Origin of the sequence: Humibacillus xanthopallidus (genome assembly GCF_044793955.1) — a bacterium.
GTDB classification, from domain to species: Bacteria; Actinomycetota; Actinomycetes; order Actinomycetales; family Dermatophilaceae; genus Humibacillus; species Humibacillus xanthopallidus_C.
Genome location: NZ_CP084995.1, coordinates 2,178,512 through 2,198,633, shown reverse-complemented (window position 1 = coordinate 2,198,633; position 20,122 = coordinate 2,178,512). Strand labels below are relative to the sequence as shown.

Here is a 20,122-nt window from a genome sequence, read left to right as displayed (position 1 = left end):
GGCCCTGTGGTGTGGCTGGCGTGGCTGGTGTGGCTGCTGCCTCAGGCCACCGGCTCGGCGGGTACCTCGGCGACGAGGGTCGTCTTGACCTCGGCGAAGTGGCACGCCTGCAGGTGCAGGCCACGGTCACGCTTCGCACGCACCGACGTCGTGTCCTCGACCGAGGTCATGAGCGGCGGCTCCACCTGCGCGCAGATGTCCTGCGCCTTCCAGCAGCGGGTGCGGAAGCGGCAGCCGCTCGGCGGGTCGATGGGGCTCGGCACGTCGCCGACGAGGCGGATGCGCTCCTTGGGGGCGTGGCCGCGCGCGACGTTGATGTCGGGCGCCGCCGACAGCAGGGCCTGCGTGTAGGGGTGCTCGGGCGCCTCGTAGATCTTCTTCTTGTCGCCGTACTCGACGATCTTGCCGAGGTACATCACGGCGACCTGGTCGCAGAAGTGGCGCACGACGCCGAGGTCGTGGGCGACGAACACGAAGGCGAGGTCGAGCTCGTCGCGCAGCTTGGCGAGGAGGTTCATGACCTGCGCCTGGATCGACACGTCGAGGGCCGAGACCGGCTCGTCGGCGATGATCAGCTTGGGCTCGACCGCCAGGGCGCGGGCGATGCCGATGCGCTGGCGCTGGCCGCCCGAGAACTCCGAGGGGTAGCGGTTGATGTGCTCGGGGTTGAGGCCGACGATCTCGAGCAGCTCCTGGACCCGGGCCTTCTCCTTGCCCTTGTGCAGGCCGTGCACCTTGAGCGGCGTCGTGAGGATCGAGCCGATCGTGTGGCGAGGGTTGAGCGAGCTGTAGGGGTCCTGGAAGATCATCTGCACGTCGCGCCGGATGGAGCGCAGCTCGTGCTCCTTGAGGTGCGTGATGTCGCGCCCCTCGAAGACCACCGATCCACCGGTGGGCTCGTCGAGCCTCGTCACGAGGCGCGCCGTCGTCGACTTGCCGCAACCGGACTCGCCCACGAGGCCGAGGGTCTGCCCCTGGCGCAGCGTGAAGCTGATGCCGTCGACGGCCTTGACCGTCGCCTTGACCATGCGCAGGCCCTGCACCTCGCGGAACGGGAAGTAGCGCTGCAGGTCGGTGACCTCGAGCAGTGGCGTCGCTGCGGTGTCGGCCGCCGCGCGGGTCGGCGCGGCCAGCTGGTCGCTCATCGGACTCCCTCGTCTTCCTTGAGTGTCGCGACCGGGTCGGCCAGGTGGCACCGGAGCTGTCGGTTGGCCAGGCCCGGCGTCGGGCGCCACGCCGGCAGCTCGGTCCAGCACAGGTCACCCGGGACCTGGTCCTTGAAGTCGCACCGGGGGTGGAACGAGCAGCCGGGCGGCAGGTTGAGCAGGCTGGGCGGTGTGCCCTGGATGGCCTTGAGCTCGGCGAGGTCCTCGGAGTGCGACGGCAGCGACTGGAGCAGACCGTAGGTGTAGGGGTGCGACGGCTGGGCCAGCACCTCCTTGGCGTCACCCTTCTCGACGCCACGCCCGGCATACATCACGACAATGTCATCGGCGGTCTCGGCGACGACCGCGAGGTCGTGGGTGATGAGGATGACCGCGGAGCCGAACTCCTTCTGCAGGTCGTTGACGAGGTCGAGGATCTGCGCCTGGACGGTGACGTCGAGGGCGGTCGTCGGCTCGTCGGCGATGAGCAGCTTGGGGTCGTTGACGAGCCCGAGCGCGATCATCGCGCGCTGGCGCATGCCACCGGAGAACTCGTGGGGGTACTGCAGGGCGCGGCGCTTCGGGTTGGGGATGCCGACGAGGTCGAGCATCTCGATGGCCCGCTTCTCGGCCACCGACCGGCTCACCTTGTTGTGGGCGAGGTAGGCCTCTGCGATCTGCTTGCCGACCTTGTGGAACGGGTGCAGGGCGCTCTGCGGGTCCTGGAAGACCATCGCGGCCTTGGTGCTGCGGATCTTCTGGAACGTCGACTGCGGCGCCCCGACGAGCTCGATGCCGTCGAGCTTGATGCTCCCGGTGATCTGCGTGCGCTTGGGGTTGTGCAGACCGAGCACCGCCATGCTCGAGACCGACTTGCCCGAGCCGGACTCGCCGACGATGGCGAGGGTCCTGCCGAGGCGGGCCTGGTAGCTGAGGTTGGAGACCGCCTTGACGAGGCCCTCCTCGGTGGGGAAGACGACGGAGAGATCCTCGACGTCGAGCACGACGTCGCCGACGGACGTGGCCTCTGCGGACTGCGTGGGGATGGCCGTTGCGGTCACGAGAGCCTCACTCGGGGGTCGATGAAGGAGTAGCCGATGTCGACGACGAGGTTCATGAAGACGACGACGGTGGCTCCGATGAGCACACTACCCATGATGACCGGAAGGTCCTGGGCCCGGAAGGCTGCGAGGGTGCGACGCCCGATGCCGTCGACGCCGAAGATCTGCTCGGTGATGAGCGTGCCGGTGAGCAGCGCGGCGATGTCGAGGCCGAGGATCGTGACGATCGGGCTCATCGCTGCGCGGAAGCCGTGCTTGACGAGCACGGTGCGCTCGGGGATGCCCTTGCTGCGCGCGGTGCGGATGTAGTCCATCGAGAGCGTCTCGAGCATCGAGTTGCGGGTGTAGCGCGTGTACGACGTCGACGTGTAGAGGCCGAGGATCAAGGCAGGCGCGAGCATGCCGAGCAGATAGGGCCCGACTCCCGACGATATCGAGGTGTACTGCGGGAGGATGTTCCACAGCACCACGGGGTAGAGCGCGACGAGCAGGGCGAGCACGTAGTACGGGATCGCGCCGAAGGTCTGCGACGAGCCGACGATGCCGCGGTCGGCGGGGGTCCCACGGCGGATCGCGGCGAGGATGCCGAGCGTCACGCCGACGGTGACGAACACGACGGCGGCCATGAGGGCCAGCACGACCGTGTTGGGGAAGCGGGTGAACAGCTCGGTGTTGACCGACTGCCGGGTCGAGAAGGAGTAGCCCAGGCACGGCGCGCCACAGTGCACGGTGTCACCGGCGTAGGTGAAGTCCCGACCGACGAAGAGACCCTTGAAGTACTCGAGGAACTGCTGGGCGAGGGGCTTGTCGAGGCCGAGGCTCTTCGTGATCGCCTCGAGGCGCTGGGGGGTGCACCGCGTCTCGGGACACATGGCCTGGGCCGGGTCGGACGGGCCGGCGAAGAAGAGCAGGAATGTCGACACCAGTGTCGCGAGGATGACGCTCAATGCGAGAGCCACTCGCCTGAGGATGTACGTGAGCAAGGGATACCTTCCAAGGAGTGGGCATCCGTGGTGGGGGCCCGGGGACCCCGAGCCCCCACCACGGGTTGCTGGTCAGTCACCGCCCTCGCACGCGAGGACGACTCTGTCCGGTCTTACTGGTCGAGCCAGACCTGCGTGAGCTCCGGCATGCCCTTGTTGGGGTTGTTCTTGACGTTCTTCACCTTGGTGCCGAACACCGAGTTGCCCTTGTCGTTGTAGTCCGGGATGGCCAGGAGGTAGTTCTCCGTCAGCCACTTGTCCATCTTGCCCCACTCCGGACCCTGCTCCGTGATGGAGAGCTGCTGGATGCGCGCGATCTCGGCGTCGATCTTGGCGTCGGAGAAGTTACCGAACGTCGTGCCACCCTGCGAGAGGGCGATCGTGCCGAAGGTGGGCGGGATGATCGAGTCGGCCGACGGCCAGTCGAAGCACCAGCCACGGGGCGACTGCAGCATGTTGTACTTGCCGTTGGGGTCACCCACGAGCTTGCGACGCTCGGCGCTCGGCGCACCGATGTCGGTCACCTTGAAGCCGGCCTTCTCGAAGGCCTGCTTGCGCACCTGGTTGACCTTCTGGGCGATGTCGTCGTCGTTGGTGTAGTAGTAGATGAGCTCGAACGGCTTGTCGGCACCGTAGCCGGCCTCGGCGAGCATCGCCTTGGCCTTCTCGGCGTCGCCGTCGCCCTTGCCGTTCATCTTGAAGCCGGGAGCGGCCTCCGCCTCGTAGGCAAGGTGACCCGGGATCTGCGGCGGGATGATCGTCGCGGCGGGGGTGAACGAGTGCGAGGTCTCGCCACCGGCCTTGTGGATCGAGTCGAACGGGTAGGCCACCGCGATCGCCTTGCGGACCGGCATCGGGATCTTGCGCGCGTCCATGTTGACCATGATCACGCAGGAGGAGGGGCCCTCCTCGAACTGGGCCTTCTTCTCGCCCTCGATCTGCGAGATGAGCGAGGAGTCGATCGAGTCCCAGTTGAGCGTCGTGGCGTCCTCACCATTGGAGGCGAGCACGGCGGTCTGCGTCTTGACGACGTCCTGGCCCCACTTGAAGTGGAAGGCGTCGGGGTAGGCGTTGCGCGCCGGGTCGGTGGCGGGGTCCCAGTTGGGGTTGCGCTTGAGGGTCAGCTCGGTGCCCGGGGTGTACTTGTCGAACATGTAGGGGCCGGTCGCCAGCGGGTGCAGCTGGTAGTCGCCCTTCGTGTCCTTCGCCTCGGGGATCGGCGTGAACTGGTTGAACGAGACGAAGTAGGGCAGCGTCTCGAAGCGCTTCTCGAGGTTGAAGACGATCGTCTTGTCGTCCTTGGCCTCGACGCCCTTCCAGTTCGGGTCGCCCTTGAAGGGGCCCTGGTACTCGGCGCCGCCCTTGAAGAACTCACGCTGGTAGGTCGGGCCGTTGGCGGCGAGGTCGGGGTCGAACGAGCGCTTGGCCGCCCAGACGATGTCCTGGGCCTTGACCGGCGTGCCGTCCTCGTACTTGATGCCGTCCTTGAGCGTGAACGTCCAGGTCAGGCCGTCCTCGGACGCCTTGCCGAGGTCGGTCGCGAGGTCCGGAACGAGCACCTGCTGGCCGTCGCGGCTGACGAAGGTCGTCAGGGCGCGGTGGCCGAGCGAGAAGATGACCGCGGTGTCCTGGTAGAACTGGTCGCTCGGGTCCATGTTGGCCGGGGTCGAGGAGTAGGAAACCGTGAGGGTTCCACCCTTCTTCGCTCCCGGAACCTCGGGGGCGGGGCCCTTGGCGGTCGGGTCGAGGGTCGCCGCAGCGCCCTCCACCGAGCCGTTGTCACCGCTCGCGTTGCCCGTGCCGGTGCCGTTCGTCGACGGTGCACCACAGGCTGCGACAAGGCCGAGGGAGGCCACGGCCCCCACGGTCAGGACTTTGGTCCAGCGCATTGTTGTTTGCTCCCTTTGTTGTGCTGATCCCAGCGCTTTGCCGGGAACATCTAGATGACCGAAACCGGGTGGGTTATCGGCGACTGCTGGGGTCGAAGGCGTCGCGGATCGAGTCGCCGAGAAGGCTCAGGGCGAGGACGAGCAGCGACAGACCGATGACCGAGGGCCACAACCACAGGGGGTAGGTGGCGAAGAGGTTCTGGGCATCCGCGATGGTGCGGCCCCAGGACGCGGTGGGCTCGACGAGACCGACACCGAGATAGCTCAGCGTCGCCTCGTAGGTGATGTAGGCCGGAACGGCGATCGAGGCGGACACGATGATCGGGCCGACCAGGTTGGGCAGGACCTCCTTGAAGAGGATCTGCCGGGTGGGCACGCCGATCGCCCGGGCGGCCTGGACGAACTCGCGCTCGCGCAGGCTCTTGACCTCGCCTCGCACGAGGCGGGCGAGTCCCATCCACCCGAAGACGATGAGGATGGCGATGAGGACGTAGAAGCGGATGCTCGACGTCTGCTCGGCCGTGAGGTCGGCGTCGCCGGCGATGCTCTTCTGCATGATCGGCACGATCGCGATGACGAGCAGCAGGATCGGCAGGCTGAGGAAGAAGTCAGTGACCCAGGTGATGACGCGGTCGGTCCAGCCGCCGACGTAGCCGGCGAGCAGGCCCAGGGTGACACCGAGCAGCGTGGAGACGGCGGCCGCGACGAAGCCGATGATGAGCGACGGTCGTGCGCCGACCGCCCAGCGGGCGAAGAGGTCGCGGCCGAGGCGCGGCTCGACACCGAGCCAGTGGGCGGAGCTGGCACCGACCGTGGGCAGGCCGTTGAAGTCGACGAGCTCAGTGTGCACGGTGTAGGGGTCGGCCTCGGCTCCGGTGACCGGGTCCACGCCCTGGAGGGAGTAGAGGAACGGCGCGAAGACCGCGACGAGGATGAAGAACAGGATGATGACCATGCAGACGATGGCGACCTTGTCGACCTTCAGCCGGTCCCACGCGACGCGACCGGGAGACCGTCCGGTGCGCACGTCACGGTGTGCCGGAGCCTTCATGGCCTCGTTGCGCTCGGTCTCCTCGACCATCTGCTCGTCCGTGGCCTCGATTACCGTCTTGGCACCGGGCTCCGGCATGGCGTTCAACGCGTTGTCTCCATCCTGGTGGGGATTCACATCCGGACCGCAGGGCGGTCCACAGGTCCCGGAAAGAGGCACACGGACAAGCCGCTGACCACCCCTTGGGACGACGTCACCTTGCCACAGTGCTGAGCCCGGTCCAAGCCTCGAGACGCGCTGGATGACAAATCGTTACCGACCACCACGGCTTGCCCAACATCGTCCCGGCAAAACGTCACCGGCCCGAAACAATCGGCGCGCGTCACTCCGGGCGCCCGCGCCCCAACCGTCCCGTGAGCCATTCGAGCCGGGCGCGCAGACGCTCCTCGAACCCCCGGTCGGTGGGGCGGTAGTAGGCCACCTGGCCGTCGAGGTCGTCGGGGAGGTATTGCTGCTGCGCCACCCCGTCGGGTGCGTCGTGGGCGTACGCGTATCCCGCGCCGTGACCGAGGCGCTCCGCCCCGGCATACCCACTCCCTCGCAGGTGCGCTGGCACCGCGCCGCCGCGCCCGGCACGCACGTCGGCGATGGCCTCGTTGACGCCGAGGTATGCCGCGTTGGACTTGGGCGCCATGGCGTTGTGCACCACGGCCTGCGCGAGGATGATCCGCGCCTCCGGCATGCCGATCTGGGCCACGGCGTGCATGGCCGCGACGGCGGTCTGCAGGGCGGTCGGGTCGGCCATGCCGACGTCCTCGCTCGCCGAGATGACGATGCGCCGCGCGATGAAGCGGGGGTCCTCCCCCGCCTCGAGCATGCGGGCGAGGTAGTGCAGCGCCGCGTCGACGTCGCTGCCCCGCATCGACTTGATGAGGGCGCTGGCCACGTCGTAGTGCTGGTCGCCCGCGCGGTCGTAGCGCACCGCCGCCTGCGCGACCGCCTGCTCGACGTGGGCCAGGGTGATCGCGACGGGCCCGTCGTCGTCCGAGCCCGGCGCCACCGCGTCGAGGGCGACGCCCGCGCCCGCCTCGAGCGATGTCAGGGCGCGGCGGGCGTCGCCGCCGGCGATGCGCACGAGGTGCTCACGAGCGTCGTCGGTCAGGGTGTGGGCGCCCGCCAGACCCCGCTCGTCGTCGAGAGCCGCCTGCAACAGGTCGGCGACGTCGGCGTCCGACAGCGACTCGAGGGTGACGAGCACCGAGCGCGAGAGGAGCGGGGCGATGATGCTGAACGACGGGTTCTCCGTCGTGGCCGCGACGAGGATCACGGTGCGGTTCTCGACGCCCGGCAGCAGGGCGTCCTGCTGGGCCTTGGTGAAGCGGTGGATCTCGTCGAGGAAGAGCACGGTCTGACGGCCGTAGAGGTCGCGGTCGCGCCCGGCCTGCTCCATGACCGAGCGGACGTCCTTGACACCGGCCGTCACGGCGGACAGCTCGACGAAGCGCCGGTCGGACGCCGTAGCGACGAGGTGCGCCAGCGTCGTCTTGCCCGTGCCCGGGGGACCCCAGATGATCGCCGAGAGAGGGCCGGCCGCACCACCCGACCCTTCGATGAGCCGGCGCAGCGGGCTCCCCGGGCGCAGCACCTTGGTCTGGCCGCGCACCTCCTCGAGGGTGCGGGGTCGCATCCGCACGGCGAGCGGTGCATGGCCCGCGGACGCCGGCTGCTCTGCACGGTCGGCTGCGGACGCGGCACCGAAGAGGTCGTCTGAGGTCACTGTGGAAGGCTATCCACGTGCAGAACCCCTCCTCCGAGGCCCCGGCCCCCGATGCGACCTCCGGTGCGACGTCCGGCGTGACATCCCACGTTGCACCTGACGGGTCACCGGACGCGCCAACCGACGCGTCACCCCACGCGGCACCGACCCGGCTGGGTCGCCTCGGTCGGCTCATCGCGCGCCACCCCGCGCGCTGGGTGGTGGCCTGGGTCCTCATCACGATCAGCTGCTTCGCGATCGCCGTCGGAGGGGTCACCGGGGAGTCGCTCTTCAACCGGCTCTCCTCGGGCGCCCCGACCGTCGCCTCCGAGTCGACGGAGGCGCAGGAGATCATCGAGCAGACCCGGCCCGCCCTCGAGACGCTGACGATGCAGGTGACGGGCGCCGACCTCACCGACCCCGAGGTGGTCGCCGACGGTGCGGCCGCCACGCAGCAGGTCGCCCAGGTGCCCGGCGTCGCGGCCGTGCGCTCACCGCTGCTGGCCCCGGGAGGGCTGACCGACCCGGCCGCGGCACCGCTGCTGCAGGGCGGCACGCCTGCTGCCGGCGGCTTCGTGACCGTGGTCGACTTCGAGCCGGGCCTCGACGGTGCGGCTCAGGACGAGGCCGAGGCCGCCGCCGAGAAGGCGCTGCTCGAGGTGCCTGCCGCGATGGATGCGCAGGGCTCGGTCGGCAGCCCGAGCGCGATCATCACCGCGATCACCACCACCGTGGAGCGCGACCTCATCCGCGGCGAGGGCATCGCGCTGCCCCTCACCTTCATCGTGATGTTCTTCGTCTTCGGGGGGTTCATCGCCGCCGGCATGCCGATCATCGGCGCGCTCGTGTCGATCGGCGGGGCCCTGCTCTCGCTGTTCGCCTTCTCCTTCCTCGTCGACCTCGACGCCACCGTCGTCAACATCGTGACGCTCCTCGGGCTCGGGCTCTCGATCGACTACGGGCTGCTCACGGTGAGCCGCTTCCGCGAGGAGCTCTCGCAACGCGAGCACCGGGTGCCATCGCCCGAGGAGGTGTCGCGGGCCGCCGAGCGCACGGTCGCCACGGCTGGCCGCACCGTCATCTTCTCGGCGCTCATCGTCGCGATCGCGCTGTCGGGACTGCTCATCTTCGAGGCCGAGATCATGCGCGCGATCGGTGTCGCCGGAGTGAGTGTCGTGCTCGTCGCGATGGTCGTCGCGATCACGCTCGTGCCCGCACTCTGCGTCCTCGGCGCCAGGCGCCTGGCGCGCAAGGCGGCCGCGCCGACCTCTGACACCGGGCTCTTCTCCCGTCTCGCGGTCGGCGTGCAGCGCCGACCCATCGCCGTCATCATCGCTGTCGTCGTCGTGCTCATCACGCTCGCCCTGCCGACGCTGTCGATGCGGCTCACGTCCTCGGGCATCGAGCTGCTCCCCGTCGACGCGCAGCAGCGGGTCTTCTTCGAGCAGCTCGCGCGTGACTACCCGGCCCTCTCGGCGCCCGAGGTCACGGTCGTGGCGCGTTCGTCCGACACCGCCGCCGTGACCGCGTGGTCCGATCAGTTCCGCGACGACCCGGGCGTCGAGTCGCTGGCGGTGACCCCGCTCGGCACGACCGACCACCGGGTCGACATCCGGGTCACCGGGCCGCCGACCTCCGACGAGGCGCAGGAGCTCGTCACGACGATCCGGGCGACGAGTGCGCCCTTCGAGACCCTGACGACGGGGCAGGCGGCCAGTCAGATCGACTTCCTCGCCTCGATGTCGGCCAGGGCGCCGTATGCCGTGGGGCTCGTCGTGCTCGGCACGCTCGCGCTGCTCTTCCTGATGACCGGGTCGGTGATCATCCCGATCAAGGCGCTGCTGCTCAACATCATCTCGCTCGGCGCGGCGCTCGGTGTCGTCGTGTGGATCTTCCAGGAGGGCCACCTCGAAGGACTGCTCGGCTTCTCGTCGGTCGGGGCCGTCGAGTCGATCGTGCCCTTCCTCGTGCTGGCGTTCGGCTTCGGCCTGTCGATGGATTACGAGGTCTTCCTGCTCTCGCGCATCGTGGAGTTCCACCGCCAGGGCTACGAGAACGACCGCGCCGTCTCGCTCGGACTGCAGCGCACGGGCCGCATCATCACCTCCGCGGCCCTGCTCATCGTCATCGTCTTCGGTGGCTTCGTCGCCGGTGACATCCTCATCATCAAGCAGATGGGTGTGGCCCTCGTGGCGGCGGTGATCATCGACGCGACGCTCGTCAGGATGCTCCTCGTCCCCGCCACGATGACGCTGCTCGGGCGCTGGAACTGGTGGGCACCGGCGCCGCTGCGCCGGTTGCACGACCGTTTCGGGATCACCGAGTGACGGCCGAGACCTCCACGAGCAGAGCGGTCCCCGAGCAGCAGGTGAGCGTGCGGCACGGCCTCGACGAGCTGCTCGAGGCGAGCGGCCACCACCCGTTCGTGCGCTGGGAGGTCACCGACGACCTCGCGGGCACCTGGTGGCGGCACCACGAGGCGGTCGCCTTCCAGCGCGTGCGCCGGGCCGACCGCCGCACGGTCAACCTGCTCGGCGCCGACGACGGCGTCACGACACTGCTCGACGCGCTGCCGGCTATCGCGGCGGTGGTGGAGCCCACCCGAAGGGCCTTCTCGGTCAGCCTCCCCCAGCATCTCGAGCCTCGGCTGCGCGAGCGCTACCGGGTCATGGACGGCGGCGACTGGGAGTGGCTCCACACGGCCGTCGCCCCTGCCGAGGACGCCTCGCACGAGCGCGTCCAGCCGCTCGACGACACGGTGCGGTCTGCCGAGATCACGGCCTTCCTCAAGTCCCACTCCCCCACGGCCGACACCCTGCCCGGACGCGGCGAGCGCTGGTTTGCCGTCGAGGCGCCCGACGGCGCTCTGGCTGCCGTGGCGGCGTGGGGCCGCAGCCGGGCGGGGGCCCCGCACCTCTCGTCCGTGGCCGTCGACACGCGCCTGCGAGGACGAGGACTGGGCCGCACCATCGTCGGGGCCCTGACCCGCTGGGCCGTGGCTGAGTCCGGGGTGTGCACCCTCGGGATGTACTCGCACAACGCTGTCGCCCGCGAGCTCTACCTCTCGCTCGGCTACGACCGTCTCTGCGCCTGGTCCAGCCGCCCGGTCGTGCTCGACCGCTGACCACGGCTCCGAGGCTGCCGGGGCTCCGAGGCCGTCGGTCAGCGAAAGCCGAAGTGCTCCAAGGCAGCCCACGTGCGGGGCCCGACCTGACGGCCGGTGGGGCTGACCCCGGGACCTGACACCCCGGCTCGCTTCTGGAACTCGGCCACCACCTTGGCAGTCTGCGGTCCGTAGCGCTTCGGGGCCAGGTCGATCTGCGAGTAGCCGGGGAAGGTCCGGTTGAGGAACCTCTGCAGTGCCACCACGGCCGCCCCCGTGTCACCCACCTTGAGCGTCGGCCGATCGGGGTCATCGACCACGGTGGGCGACGCGAGGCGGTTGCGCCAGACCTGCAGCTTCTTCATCGCGTCATCGGCATACGCCTCGGCGCTCGGACCCGACCCGTTGTAGGCGCGGAAGCCGTTGCGGACTCCCTTGGCCTTGATGAGACCCGAGACGATCTCGAAGCCGACGCGGGTGTTGACCCGCCAGTCCCAGCACCCACCCGACCGGTCGGCGCGGTCTTGGAACGCAGGAAAGGTCAGCTGCGTCGGCCCGACCCCCTGGGCGCCGAGCTCGGACCGGTGCTCCCGGTAGCGCAGGTAGGACTCCTTCGTGACGGGGCCGCCCTTGGTGTAGAAGCCTCCGGTCTCGACGGCGTCGCGACCGAAGATGTTGCGACCGCCGCTCGACTCCTTCTCGAGCAGGGTCGCCGCCGCGGCCAGCTCCAGCCCGGCGAGGGCCGCGAGCTCGATGACCTCGGCAGCTCGCTGCGTGCCGTTCTGCTCCAGCACCTGGACCGTGCGCATCCTGACCTCCCCGTCAGCGGCCGACGTCCGGGCCCACCCTGCCGTGACGACGGAACGGGCCCCTCCCAGTATCCGTCGCCACGGGCAACGCGTCAGGCGCTTGCGGTGACTCACCGCTCAGTCGGTCAGGCGGGACCGGCCGCCTCGGCCTTGGCGTCGACACCGGCCTCCTTGCGCTGCAGCGGGGTGATCGGCGCGGGGGCGGCGGTGAGCGGGTCGTAGCCGCCACCGGACTTCGGGAAGGCGATGACGTCGCGGATCGACTCGGTGCCGGCGAGCAGCGACACGATGCGGTCCCACCCGAAGGCGATGCCGCCGTGGGGCGGGGCACCGTAGGCGAAGGCCTCGAGCAGGAAGCCGAACTTCTCCTGCGCGTCCTCCTCCGACAGGCCCATCACCCGGAAGACCCGCTCCTGCACGTCGCGGCGGTGGATACGGATCGACCCGCCGCCGATCTCGTTGCCGTTGCAGACGATGTCGTAGGCGTACGCGAGCGCCGGACCCGGGTCGGTGTCGAAGGTGTCGAGGAACTCGGGCTTGGGCGAGGTGAAGGCGTGGTGCACCGCGGTCCAGGCGCCGGCACCGACAGCGACGTCGCCAGAGGCGACCGCGTCGGCAGCCGGCTCGAAGAGCGGAGCGTCGACGACCCAGAGGAAGCTCCAGGCGCTCTCGTCGATGAGGTCGCAGCGTCGCCCGATCTCGAGGCGAGCCGCCCCGAGCAGCGCGCGCGAGGGCTTGGCCGCTCCGGCCGCGAAGAAGATGCAGTCACCGGGCTGCGCGCCGACCTGGGCGGCGAGGCCGGCACGCTCGGCGTCGGTGATGTTCTTGGCGACCGGTCCCCCGAGCTCCCCGTCCTCCTGGACGAGCACGTAGGCCAGACCCCGGGCACCGCGCTGCTTGGCCCACTCCTGCCACGCGTCGAGCTGCTTGCGCGGCTGCGACGCGCCGCCGGGCATGACGACGGCACCGACGTAGTCGGCCTGGAACACGCGGAAGGTCGTGTCGGCGAAGTAGTCGGTGCACTCGACCAGCTCGTTGCCGAAGCGCAGGTCGGGCTTGTCCGACCCGTAGCGCCGCATGGCGTCGGCATACGTCATGCGCTCGAACGGGGTCGACAGCTCGACCCCGATGAGCTTCCAGAGCTCGGCGATGACGGCCTCGCCGAGCTCGATGACGTCGTCCTGCTCGACGAAGGACACCTCGATGTCGAGCTGCGTGAACTCCGGCTGGCGGTCGGCGCGGAAGTCCTCGTCGCGGTAGCAGCGCGCGATCTGGTAGTAGCGCTCCATGCCGGCCACCATGAGCAGCTGCTTGAACAGCTGGGGGCTCTGCGGCAGGGCGTACCACGACCCCGGCGCGAGCCGGGCGGGCACGAGGAAGTCGCGAGCACCCTCCGGCGTCGAGCGGGTCAGGGTGGGGGTCTCGATCTCGACGAAGTCGCGGGCGCTCAGCACCGCGCGAGCCGCGGCGTTGACGCGCGAGCGCAGCCGGATGGCCGCGCCGGCCGAGCTCGCGCCCGGGCGCCGCAGGTCGAGGTAGCGGTGCTTGAGGCGGGCCTCCTCACCGACGGTGACGCGCTCGTCGATCTGGAAGGGCAACGGCGCCGAGGGGTTCAGCACCTCGAGCTCGCTGACGATGACCTCGACCTCACCCGTGGGCAGGTCGGGGTTGGCGTTGCCCTCGGGCCGCTCGCGCACCTCGCCGGTGACCTTGACGCAGAACTCGTTGCGCACGTCGTGGGCGCCGCCGCGGGCCAGCACCTCGTCGCGGGCGACGACCTGGGCCACGCCGGAGGCGTCGCGCAGGTCGAGGAAGGCCACACCGCCGTGGTCTCGACGCCGCGCCACCCACCCGGTGAGCGTGACGGTCTGGCCTACATGGCCCTGACTGCCGGCGCGCAGGGCGCCGGCCTCGTGAGTGCGGAGCACGGAGGGTCCTTCCGGAGGTGCATGGGAGTGTCGGCGGCGTGGTGCCGCTGGGCCCGGTCGCGCGGGCACCGAGGACCAATCCTAGACCGCCTGCACCTAGGCTCTTCGCCGTGCAGCACTCCCGCAACCGCGACCTCGACGGCGTCCGAGGGCTCGCCATCCTCCTCGTCGTCGCCGCTCACTCCGGACTGCCGGTGCGCTGGGGCGGCCTCTCCGGCGTCACGCTCTTCTTCGTCCTGTCGGGCTACCTCATCACGAGCCTGCTCATCCGCGAGTGGGACCGGTGGGGCTCGATCAGCCTGTGGCGCTTCTGGGGCCGCCGAGCCGTGCGTCTGCTGCCGGCCCTGCTCCTGCTCATCGCGTTGACTCCCCTGCTGCTGTGGGCAACTGCTGACGAGCGCCTCTCGAGCTATCCCGTCGCAGCCCTGGCATCGCTCTTCTACGTCGGCAACTGGGTGCGGATCAACGGCACCGACCTCGGCGTCTTCAACCACCTGTGGTCGCTCTCTGTCGAGGAGCAGTTCTACGTCGTCTGGCCGCTCGTCTTCATCGCGGTCATGACGTGGCTGCGTCCTCGAGCGCTCTCCATCGCAGTGTCCCTCGCGGCGCTCGCGACCTTCTACAGCGTCTGGACCCGCGGCTCGGCGATCCGTCTCGACATCTCCACCGAGACCAACGCCTTCGCCCTGCTGCTCGGTGTCTCCCTCGCCTTCGGGCTGGCGGCCGTGCGCGCCCGCGGGTGGGAGCCGCCTGCGGCCAGCCCGCTGGTCCCCTTCGTCGTGCTCGTGGCCGTGTCGGCCTTCCCGGGCCATGGCCTGGCCGTCGACCACCCTCTCTTCCGGCCGCTCGCGACCGTCCACGCGCTCATCGGGCTGTGGCTCGTGTATGCCGCCGTGTCGGGTCACTCACGCGTCGTGGCCTCGCGCTTCATGGTGTTCTTCGGCACCATCAGCTACGCGCTCTACCTGTGGCACCAGACCTTCATCAACAGCCGGCTCCTCGGCGAGCACACGACGCCGCGCAACCTTGCGCTGATCGCGGCGGCGATCCTCGTGTCGTGGCTGTCGTGGGTCCTGCTCGAGCGACCGGCGATGCGGCTGCGAGGTCCCCTGCGTCTCGACCAGCCCTCGGCCCGCCAGCAGGCCTTTGCCGAGGCGCGTCGCGCGTCTGACCCGGCAGCCACGGCGGACCCTCCGGCTCGCGCGACATGACGAAGGAGAGGGCGACCGCCCTCTCCACTACCAACGTATAGCGCACCCTGGGGCTTGCGGCAAGACCCCGCTCCTGCCACAGAATCTCCGGCCGAGGCCGCAATCCTTGATCGGAGCTGATGACGTGCACCCTCGGACCACCACCGCGTTCGACCTCCCCGACCACCTCTCGCCCAAGGCCGACCCGCAGCTCATCGCGGATGACGAGGCGCACCTCACCGCCGTGCGGGAGGCTGTCGAGCAGTCCGTCGCCCGCCTGTCCGACCGCCTCGACGCCGCCCGTCGCCGACCCGGCGGCACCGGGCAGGGGGCGCTCGACCGCGACCAGGAGGTGCATCGGCTCACGGCTCGCCTGCGCACCCTGAGTCGTTTCGGGCTCGACCTCTGCCTGGGTCGGGTGGTCGGCGTGGACGACCCGCGCCCCGTCTACATCGGGCGGCTCGGCCTCACCGACGACTCCGGCCGGCGCCTGCTCGTCGACTGGCGCTCGCCCGCCGCCGAGCCCTTCTTCGGCGCGACCCATGCCGACCCGATGGGTCTGGTCAGCCGTCGCCGCTACCGCTGGACGCGGGGACGTGTGACCGACTACTGGGACGAGGTCTTTGCCGCAGCGGGCCTGCGGGGGCGTGCCGCCCTCGACGACCAGTCGGCCTTCATCGCGAGTCTGGGCGCCGACCGGTCGAGCCGGATGCGCGACGTGCTCGGCACGATCGCCGCCGACCAGGACGCCATCATCCGCGCCGGGTCCCGGGGCGCCCTCGTCGTCGACGGCGGCCCCGGCACGGGCAAGACGGTCGTTGCCCTGCACCGCACCGCCTACCTGCTCTACTCCGACCCGCGCCTCGGGCACCGACGCGGAGGGGTGCTCTTCGTGGGGCCGCACGAGCCCTACCTCGCCTACGTGTCCGACGTGCTGCCCAGTCTCGGTGAGGAGGGTGTGCAGACCTGCACCGTGCGCGACCTCGTCGCCGAGGGCACCACGGCCCCCGACGAGCACGATCCTGAGGTGGCCCGCCTCAAGGCCGGCCTCGAGCTCGTCCGGGCGATCGAGCCGGCCGTGGCGCTCTACGAGGAGCCGCCGACCGAGCCTTTCGCCGTGACGACCCCGTGGGACGAGGTCTGGGTGAGCCCCGACGACTGCACCGCCGCGTTCGCGGCGCCGCCGCCCGGCACGCCGCACCACGAGGCCCGCGACCTCATCTGGGAGGAGCTGCTCTCGATCATCGTCGGCAGGCATGACGACGGGGATGCCTCACCGGAGGAGGTCCGTCGGGCGCTGGAGCGCAACCGCGACCTGCGCACGACCCTCCACCGCGCCTGGCCGACGCTCGAGGCCACCGACATCGTCGCCGACCTCTGGGCTGTCCCTGCCTACCTGCGCCGGTGCGCCCCCGGCCTCGGCCCCGAGGAGCTTGACCGGCTGCAGCGGCCCGACCCCAGCGCCTGGACGGTGTCGGACCTCCCGCTCCTCGACGCCGCGCGGCAGCGTCTCGGCGACCCGGAGGCGAGCGACCGGAAGCGCCGTCGCGACGTCGCCCTGGCGGCCGAACGCGAGCACATGGCCGGCGTCATCGACCACCTCATCGCGACCGACGACTCCGAGATGCACGTCATGTCGATGCTGCGCGCCGAGGACCTGAGCGCTGCCCTGGCCGAAGACCGCACCGAGCCCGGCGCCGGGACCGACCGGCTCGCAGGCCCCTTCGCCCACGTCGTCGTCGACGAGGCCCAGGAGCTCACCGACGCCGAGTGGCAGATGCTCCTGGCCCGGTGTCCGTCGCGCAGCTTCACCATCGTCGGTGACCGTGCCCAGGCGCGGCACGGGTTCACCGAGTCGTGGACGGAACGTCTCGCCCGGGTCGGTCTCGACCGCACCACGCTCGCCTCCCTCACCATCAACTACCGCACGCCACAAGAGGTCATGGAGGAGGCGGAGCCGGCCATCCGCGCGATGATCCCGGACGCCAACGTGCCGACCTCCGTCCGGCGAACCGGGATCCCGGTCAGGCACCGCTCGACGGCCGACCTCGGCGACGTCCTCGACGGCTGGCTCGCCGCCCATGCAGACGGGATCGCCTGTGTCATCGGCGATCCCACCTTCCGCCCCACTCCCAGAGTGCTGTCACTGACGCCGGCGCTCTCGAAGGGGCTCGAGTTCGACCTCGTCGTGCTCGTCGACCCGGAGACGTTCGGGGACGGCATCGAGGGAGCGGTCGACCGCTACGTCGCGATGACCCGTGCGACGGGCCAACTCGTCATCCTCACGAGCACCCAGCGGTGAGAAGCGATCTCGTCAGGCGAGGTCGCGGGAGCCTTCTGCCGCAAGCGCTTCCACGGCCGCCCCCAGGGCCGGGCGGTCGGTCATGGTGCGTCGCCAGACGAGGCTCACCGTCCGCTCGGAGACGGGGTCGACGATCGGCACGGCGACGACGTCGCTCGGCAGCGGCCCCCGACCGAGTCGGGGCACGAGGGCGATGGCCTCGCCCTGACCGACGAGCGCGACGTGCGTCGCGAACTCCAGCGCGACGTGGGCGATCCGGGGAGAGCGGCCGACGTCGGAGCACATCTTCTGCAGCCACTGGTGGCAGATCGAGCCCGGGGCGACGCTGACCCACCGCTCGTCGGCGACGTCATGCACCGTGACGGTCGTGCGCCCCGCGAGGGGGTGGTCGCGGTGCACGAGCACGTCGGCCCGGTCGCGTCCGAGGTGGCGCACCTCGAGGTGGTCGGGGATGGCGAGAGGCAGCGGCTCCCAGTTGTGCACCAGCGCGAGGTCGTGCGACCCGGACGCCACGGCGTCGACCGCGTCCCACGGGTCGATCTCGTCGGGACGCAGCACGACCTCCGGTGCGGCGGTGCGAAGTCGACCGATCGCGCGCACCACGATGCCGCGGTAGGCCGTCGCGAACGTCGCGAGGCGCAGGGTGCCGACCGCGTCACCGGAAGCGCCGAGCACCCGTGACTCGAGCCGCTCCATCTCTGCCAGCAGGTCGCGCGCCGACTCCGTCAGGGTGCGTCCCGCCTCGGTCAGCAGCACGCCCCTGCCCTGCCGTTCGAGCAGGGCGACACCGGTCTGCGCCTCGAGCCGCTTGATCTGCTGCGAGACCGCGCTCGGGGTGTAGTCGAGGGAGGCGGCCGCGGCGCCGACCGAGCCATGACGCTCGACGGCCACCAGCGAGCGGAGCGCGATGGGGTCGATCATGCAGTGATGCTACACAGTCGAAAGCATCATTGTTTGATGGACCTACATGGTCGACAGCCCCCACCATGACTCCATGAGCAGACGTGACTCCGCCCTCGCCGTCCTCGTCGCCCTCATCTGGGGCACGAACTTCGTGGCGATCCGCACCGGTCTCGACTCCATGCCGCCCCTGCTCTTCCTCGCGCTGCGCTTCGTCGTCGTCTGCGTGCCGGCCGTCTTCCTCGTGCGGCGCCCCGGCCTGCCGTGGCGCGACCTCGCGCTCATCGGGCTCTTCACCAGTCTCGGCCAGTTCGCCCTGATGTATCTCGCGCTCCACCTCGGCATGCCACCCGGCCTGTCGTCCCTCGTGCTGCAGGCCCAGGTGCTCCTGACCGTCGTCATCGCCGCGCTGTGGCTGCGGGAGCGGCCCTCGCTCCCCCAGCGGCTGGGCGTCGCCCTCGGGGGTGCGGGCCTCGTGACCATCGCGGTCGGCCGAGGCCTCTCGGCCCCGCTGCTGCCGCTCGTCGTGCTCGTGCTCGCCGCCGTGTCGTGGGCCATCGGCAACGTGCTGACCCGCCGCGCCGGCGCCCTCACCGGACCGGGGGCGGGGCTCGGCGTCACCGTCTGGTCCGGCCTCGTCGTGCCCGTGCCGGCCCTCGCCCTCTCCCTCGCGATCGAGGGGCCCGAGGCCATCGGCGCGGCACTCACGCACGTGCCGTGGTCGGCGGTGGCGTCGACGGCCTACACGGCCTACCTCTCCTCGCTGCTCGGCTACGGCATCTGGAACACCCTGCTGAGCCGTCACGCGGTCGCGAAGGTCACGCCCTTCGCCATGCTCGTGCCGGTGTTCGGGATGGCCGCGGCAGCGCTCGCCTACGGCGAGCGCCCGACGCTGCTCGAGGCGATCGGCGGCGCGGTGCTGCTCGCCGGTGTCGCGGTCGCGGTGCTGCGACCGCGCCGGTCAGCCCACGTCGCCCTCGACGTAGAGCCAGCGGCCCGCCCGTCGGCCGAACCTGCTGACCTCGTGCAGCTCGCCGGTCCGAGCCCCACGGTCCGCTGACGCCTCGCGCCAGCGCGCGACGAACTCGACGACGCCCGTCTCGTCACCCTCGCCGCCGCCCTCGGTGCGCAGCACCGTGAGCGCCGTCCACGTGGTGGTGGGGTCAGGGGTCACGCGCTCCGGTCGCGTCGCCGGGTGCCAGGTGCGCCACACGTGCTCGGCGTGACCGACGGCGTATGCCGTGTAGCGCGATCGCATGAGCTGCTCGGCGCTCGACGCGAGACGGTCGCCGGCGAGGAGCGGCCCGCAGCACGCGGCATACGGCTGCGAGCTCCCGCAGGGGCACGGCTCCGCGCCTCCTGGCGAGCGGCCTCCCGGCGCGAGGCTCACGACTGGTGCGCGCGCTGGGCGTCGCGCGCGGGCCACGGCGCGTCGTGCGGGCGCAGGGTCGCCCACCCCCGGGCCCGCGACAGGTGGGCGCTCAGCAGGCCGACGAGGGTGGCCGAGTTGCTGATCTGCCCGGCGAGCGCCGCGTCGACGGCATCGTCGAGCGACACCCACAACGGCCTCAGGGTCAGCTCCTCGGCGGTGCGCTGGTGCGCGTCGGCGACGGGCACGTCGCGCAGGTCGCGAGCCAGGAAGACCCGCACCGTCTCGGGGAAGGCGCCCGGTGAGGTGACGTCGTCGGCGAGCACGTGCCACTGCCCCGCGACGAGGTCGACCTCCTCGGCGAGCTCGCGGGCGGCGGCCTCCCACGGGGGCTCGCCGTCGACGTCGAGCAGTCCGGCCGGCAGCTCCCACACCTGAGCGCCGCAGGCGTGACGGTACTGCCGGATGAGCAGGGCCTGGTCCACCCCCTCGACCGTGCGCAGCGCGAGCACGGCCACCGCACCCGGGTGGGTGACGAGGTCTCGCGTGACGATGCCGCCCTCCCCGAGGTCGACCCGGTCGCGGCGCACGTCGAAGATGATGCCCTCGAAGGGGGTCGACGACGCGAGCACGGGCTCGCTGTGCCACACCTCGACGAGGTCGGCCGCCGTGCCGGTCGGGGCGGTGAGGCTCACC

Annotated in this window: 16 protein-coding genes; 5 read left to right on the top strand and 11 right to left on the bottom strand. The window is 70.7% G+C overall.

Going from position 1 to position 20,122, the window contains the following annotated elements; all coding sequences use genetic code 11:
• Positions 1 to 41: 41 nt before the first annotated feature.
• The 6 genes from LG278_RS09675 to LG278_RS09650 all read right to left on the bottom strand — a co-directional run bounded on the left by LG278_RS09675 (position 42) and on the right by LG278_RS09650 (position 7,846).
• A complete protein-coding gene (locus tag LG278_RS09675) occupies positions 42 to 1,145 on the bottom strand; it encodes an ABC transporter ATP-binding protein (protein ID WP_404393263.1) in 1,104 nt (367 codons plus the stop codon).
• The gene (locus LG278_RS09670) at positions 1,142 to 2,206 is read right to left on the bottom strand and encodes an ABC transporter ATP-binding protein (protein WP_404393261.1); all 1,065 of its coding nucleotides are present in this window, start codon (positions 2,204 to 2,206) and stop codon (positions 1,142 to 1,144) included. Before LG278_RS09670 ends, LG278_RS09675 begins: the two co-directional genes overlap by 4 nt.
• A complete protein-coding gene (locus LG278_RS09665; protein ID WP_404393259.1) occupies positions 2,203 to 3,165 on the bottom strand; it encodes an ABC transporter permease in 963 nt (320 codons plus the stop codon). The genes LG278_RS09670 and LG278_RS09665 overlap by 4 nt, the downstream gene beginning before the upstream one ends.
• Before the next feature lie 137 nt (positions 3,166 to 3,302).
• Positions 3,303 to 5,078: an ABC transporter substrate-binding protein gene (locus tag LG278_RS09660; RefSeq protein WP_404393257.1), complete on the bottom strand. Its 1,776-nt coding sequence runs from the start codon at positions 5,076 to 5,078 to the stop codon at positions 3,303 to 3,305.
• 73 nt (positions 5,079 to 5,151) lie between these two features.
• Positions 5,152 to 6,207: an ABC transporter permease gene (locus LG278_RS09655; protein ID WP_404393255.1), complete on the bottom strand. Its 1,056-nt coding sequence runs from the start codon at positions 6,205 to 6,207 to the stop codon at positions 5,152 to 5,154.
• A 244-nt stretch (positions 6,208 to 6,451) separates the two neighbouring features.
• Positions 6,452 to 7,846, bottom strand: a complete 1,395-nt coding sequence (locus tag LG278_RS09650; RefSeq protein ID WP_404393253.1) for a replication-associated recombination protein A — start codon at positions 7,844 to 7,846, stop codon at positions 6,452 to 6,454.
• Positions 7,847 to 7,863: 17 nt separating this feature from the next.
• Here LG278_RS09650 and LG278_RS09645 point away from each other — a divergent pair, with 17 nt between their 5' ends.
• Positions 7,864 to 10,152, top strand: coding sequence for an MMPL family transporter (locus LG278_RS09645; protein WP_404393251.1), 2,289 nt, complete (start codon positions 7,864 to 7,866; stop codon positions 10,150 to 10,152).
• Positions 10,149 to 10,949, top strand: a complete 801-nt coding sequence (locus LG278_RS09640; protein WP_404393249.1) for a GNAT family N-acetyltransferase — start codon at positions 10,149 to 10,151, stop codon at positions 10,947 to 10,949. Before LG278_RS09645 ends, LG278_RS09640 begins: the two co-directional genes overlap by 4 nt.
• A gap of 38 nt (positions 10,950 to 10,987) precedes the next feature.
• On the opposite strand, the gene LG278_RS09635 is transcribed toward LG278_RS09640, so the two are convergent.
• Positions 10,988 to 11,737, bottom strand: coding sequence for a peptidoglycan-binding protein (locus tag LG278_RS09635; protein ID WP_404393247.1), 750 nt, complete (start codon positions 11,735 to 11,737; stop codon positions 10,988 to 10,990).
• A 125-nt stretch (positions 11,738 to 11,862) separates the two neighbouring features.
• A complete protein-coding gene (gene aspS / locus LG278_RS09630; protein WP_404393245.1) occupies positions 11,863 to 13,665 on the bottom strand; it encodes an aspartate--tRNA ligase in 1,803 nt (600 codons plus the stop codon).
• A 110-nt stretch (positions 13,666 to 13,775) separates the two neighbouring features.
• On the opposite strand from aspS, the gene LG278_RS09625 reads away from it, so the two are divergent.
• Positions 13,776 to 14,876 carry an acyltransferase family protein gene (locus tag LG278_RS09625; RefSeq protein ID WP_404393243.1) on the top strand — a complete coding sequence of 367 codons (1,101 nt, stop codon included), beginning with the start codon at positions 13,776 to 13,778 and terminating at the stop codon, positions 14,874 to 14,876.
• Between the two features lie 124 nt (positions 14,877 to 15,000).
• Positions 15,001 to 17,157 (top strand): RNA polymerase recycling motor ATPase HelR, encoded by a 2,157-nt coding sequence (gene helR, locus LG278_RS09620; protein ID WP_404393241.1) that lies wholly within the window; start codon positions 15,001 to 15,003, stop codon positions 17,155 to 17,157.
• Between the two features lie 12 nt (positions 17,158 to 17,169).
• Here helR and LG278_RS09615 read toward each other — a convergent pair whose 3' ends face one another.
• Positions 17,170 to 18,078 carry a LysR family transcriptional regulator gene (locus LG278_RS09615; RefSeq protein WP_404393239.1) on the bottom strand — a complete coding sequence of 303 codons (909 nt, stop codon included), beginning with the start codon at positions 18,076 to 18,078 and terminating at the stop codon, positions 17,170 to 17,172.
• 73 nt (positions 18,079 to 18,151) lie between these two features.
• Between LG278_RS09615 and LG278_RS09610 the strand changes: the two genes are divergently transcribed.
• The gene (locus tag LG278_RS09610) at positions 18,152 to 19,117 is read left to right on the top strand and encodes an EamA family transporter (RefSeq protein ID WP_404393237.1); all 966 of its coding nucleotides are present in this window, start codon (positions 18,152 to 18,154) and stop codon (positions 19,115 to 19,117) included.
• On the opposite strand, the gene LG278_RS09605 is transcribed toward LG278_RS09610, so the two are convergent.
• Positions 19,019 to 19,447, bottom strand: a complete 429-nt coding sequence (locus tag LG278_RS09605) for a YchJ family protein (RefSeq protein WP_404393235.1) — start codon at positions 19,445 to 19,447, stop codon at positions 19,019 to 19,021. The genes LG278_RS09610 and LG278_RS09605 overlap by 99 nt on opposite strands.
• Positions 19,444 to 20,121, bottom strand: coding sequence for an NUDIX domain-containing protein (locus LG278_RS09600; protein ID WP_404393233.1), 678 nt, complete (start codon positions 20,119 to 20,121; stop codon positions 19,444 to 19,446). The genes LG278_RS09605 and LG278_RS09600 overlap by 4 nt, the downstream gene beginning before the upstream one ends.
• Position 20,122: the final 1 nt, after the last annotated feature.

What these genes read in the sequence shown, in the direction of transcription:
- LG278_RS09635 (WP_404393247.1), bottom strand. Translation starts at nt 11,737, where the DNA reads ATGCGCACGGTCCAGGTGCTGGAGCAGAACGGCACGCAGCGAGCTGCC.
- LG278_RS09675 (WP_404393263.1), bottom strand. Translation starts at nt 1,145, where the DNA reads ATGAGCGACCAGCTGGCCGCGCCGACCCGCGCGGCGGCCGACACCGCA.
- LG278_RS09615 (WP_404393239.1), bottom strand. Translation starts at nt 18,078, where the DNA reads ATGATCGACCCCATCGCGCTCCGCTCGCTGGTGGCCGTCGAGCGTCAT.
- LG278_RS09655 (WP_404393255.1), bottom strand. Translation starts at nt 6,207, where the DNA reads ATGCCGGAGCCCGGTGCCAAGACGGTAATCGAGGCCACGGACGAGCAG.
- LG278_RS09660 (WP_404393257.1), bottom strand. Translation starts at nt 5,078, where the DNA reads ATGCGCTGGACCAAAGTCCTGACCGTGGGGGCCGTGGCCTCCCTCGGC.
- LG278_RS09610 (WP_404393237.1), top strand. Translation starts at nt 18,152, where the DNA reads ATGAGCAGACGTGACTCCGCCCTCGCCGTCCTCGTCGCCCTCATCTGG.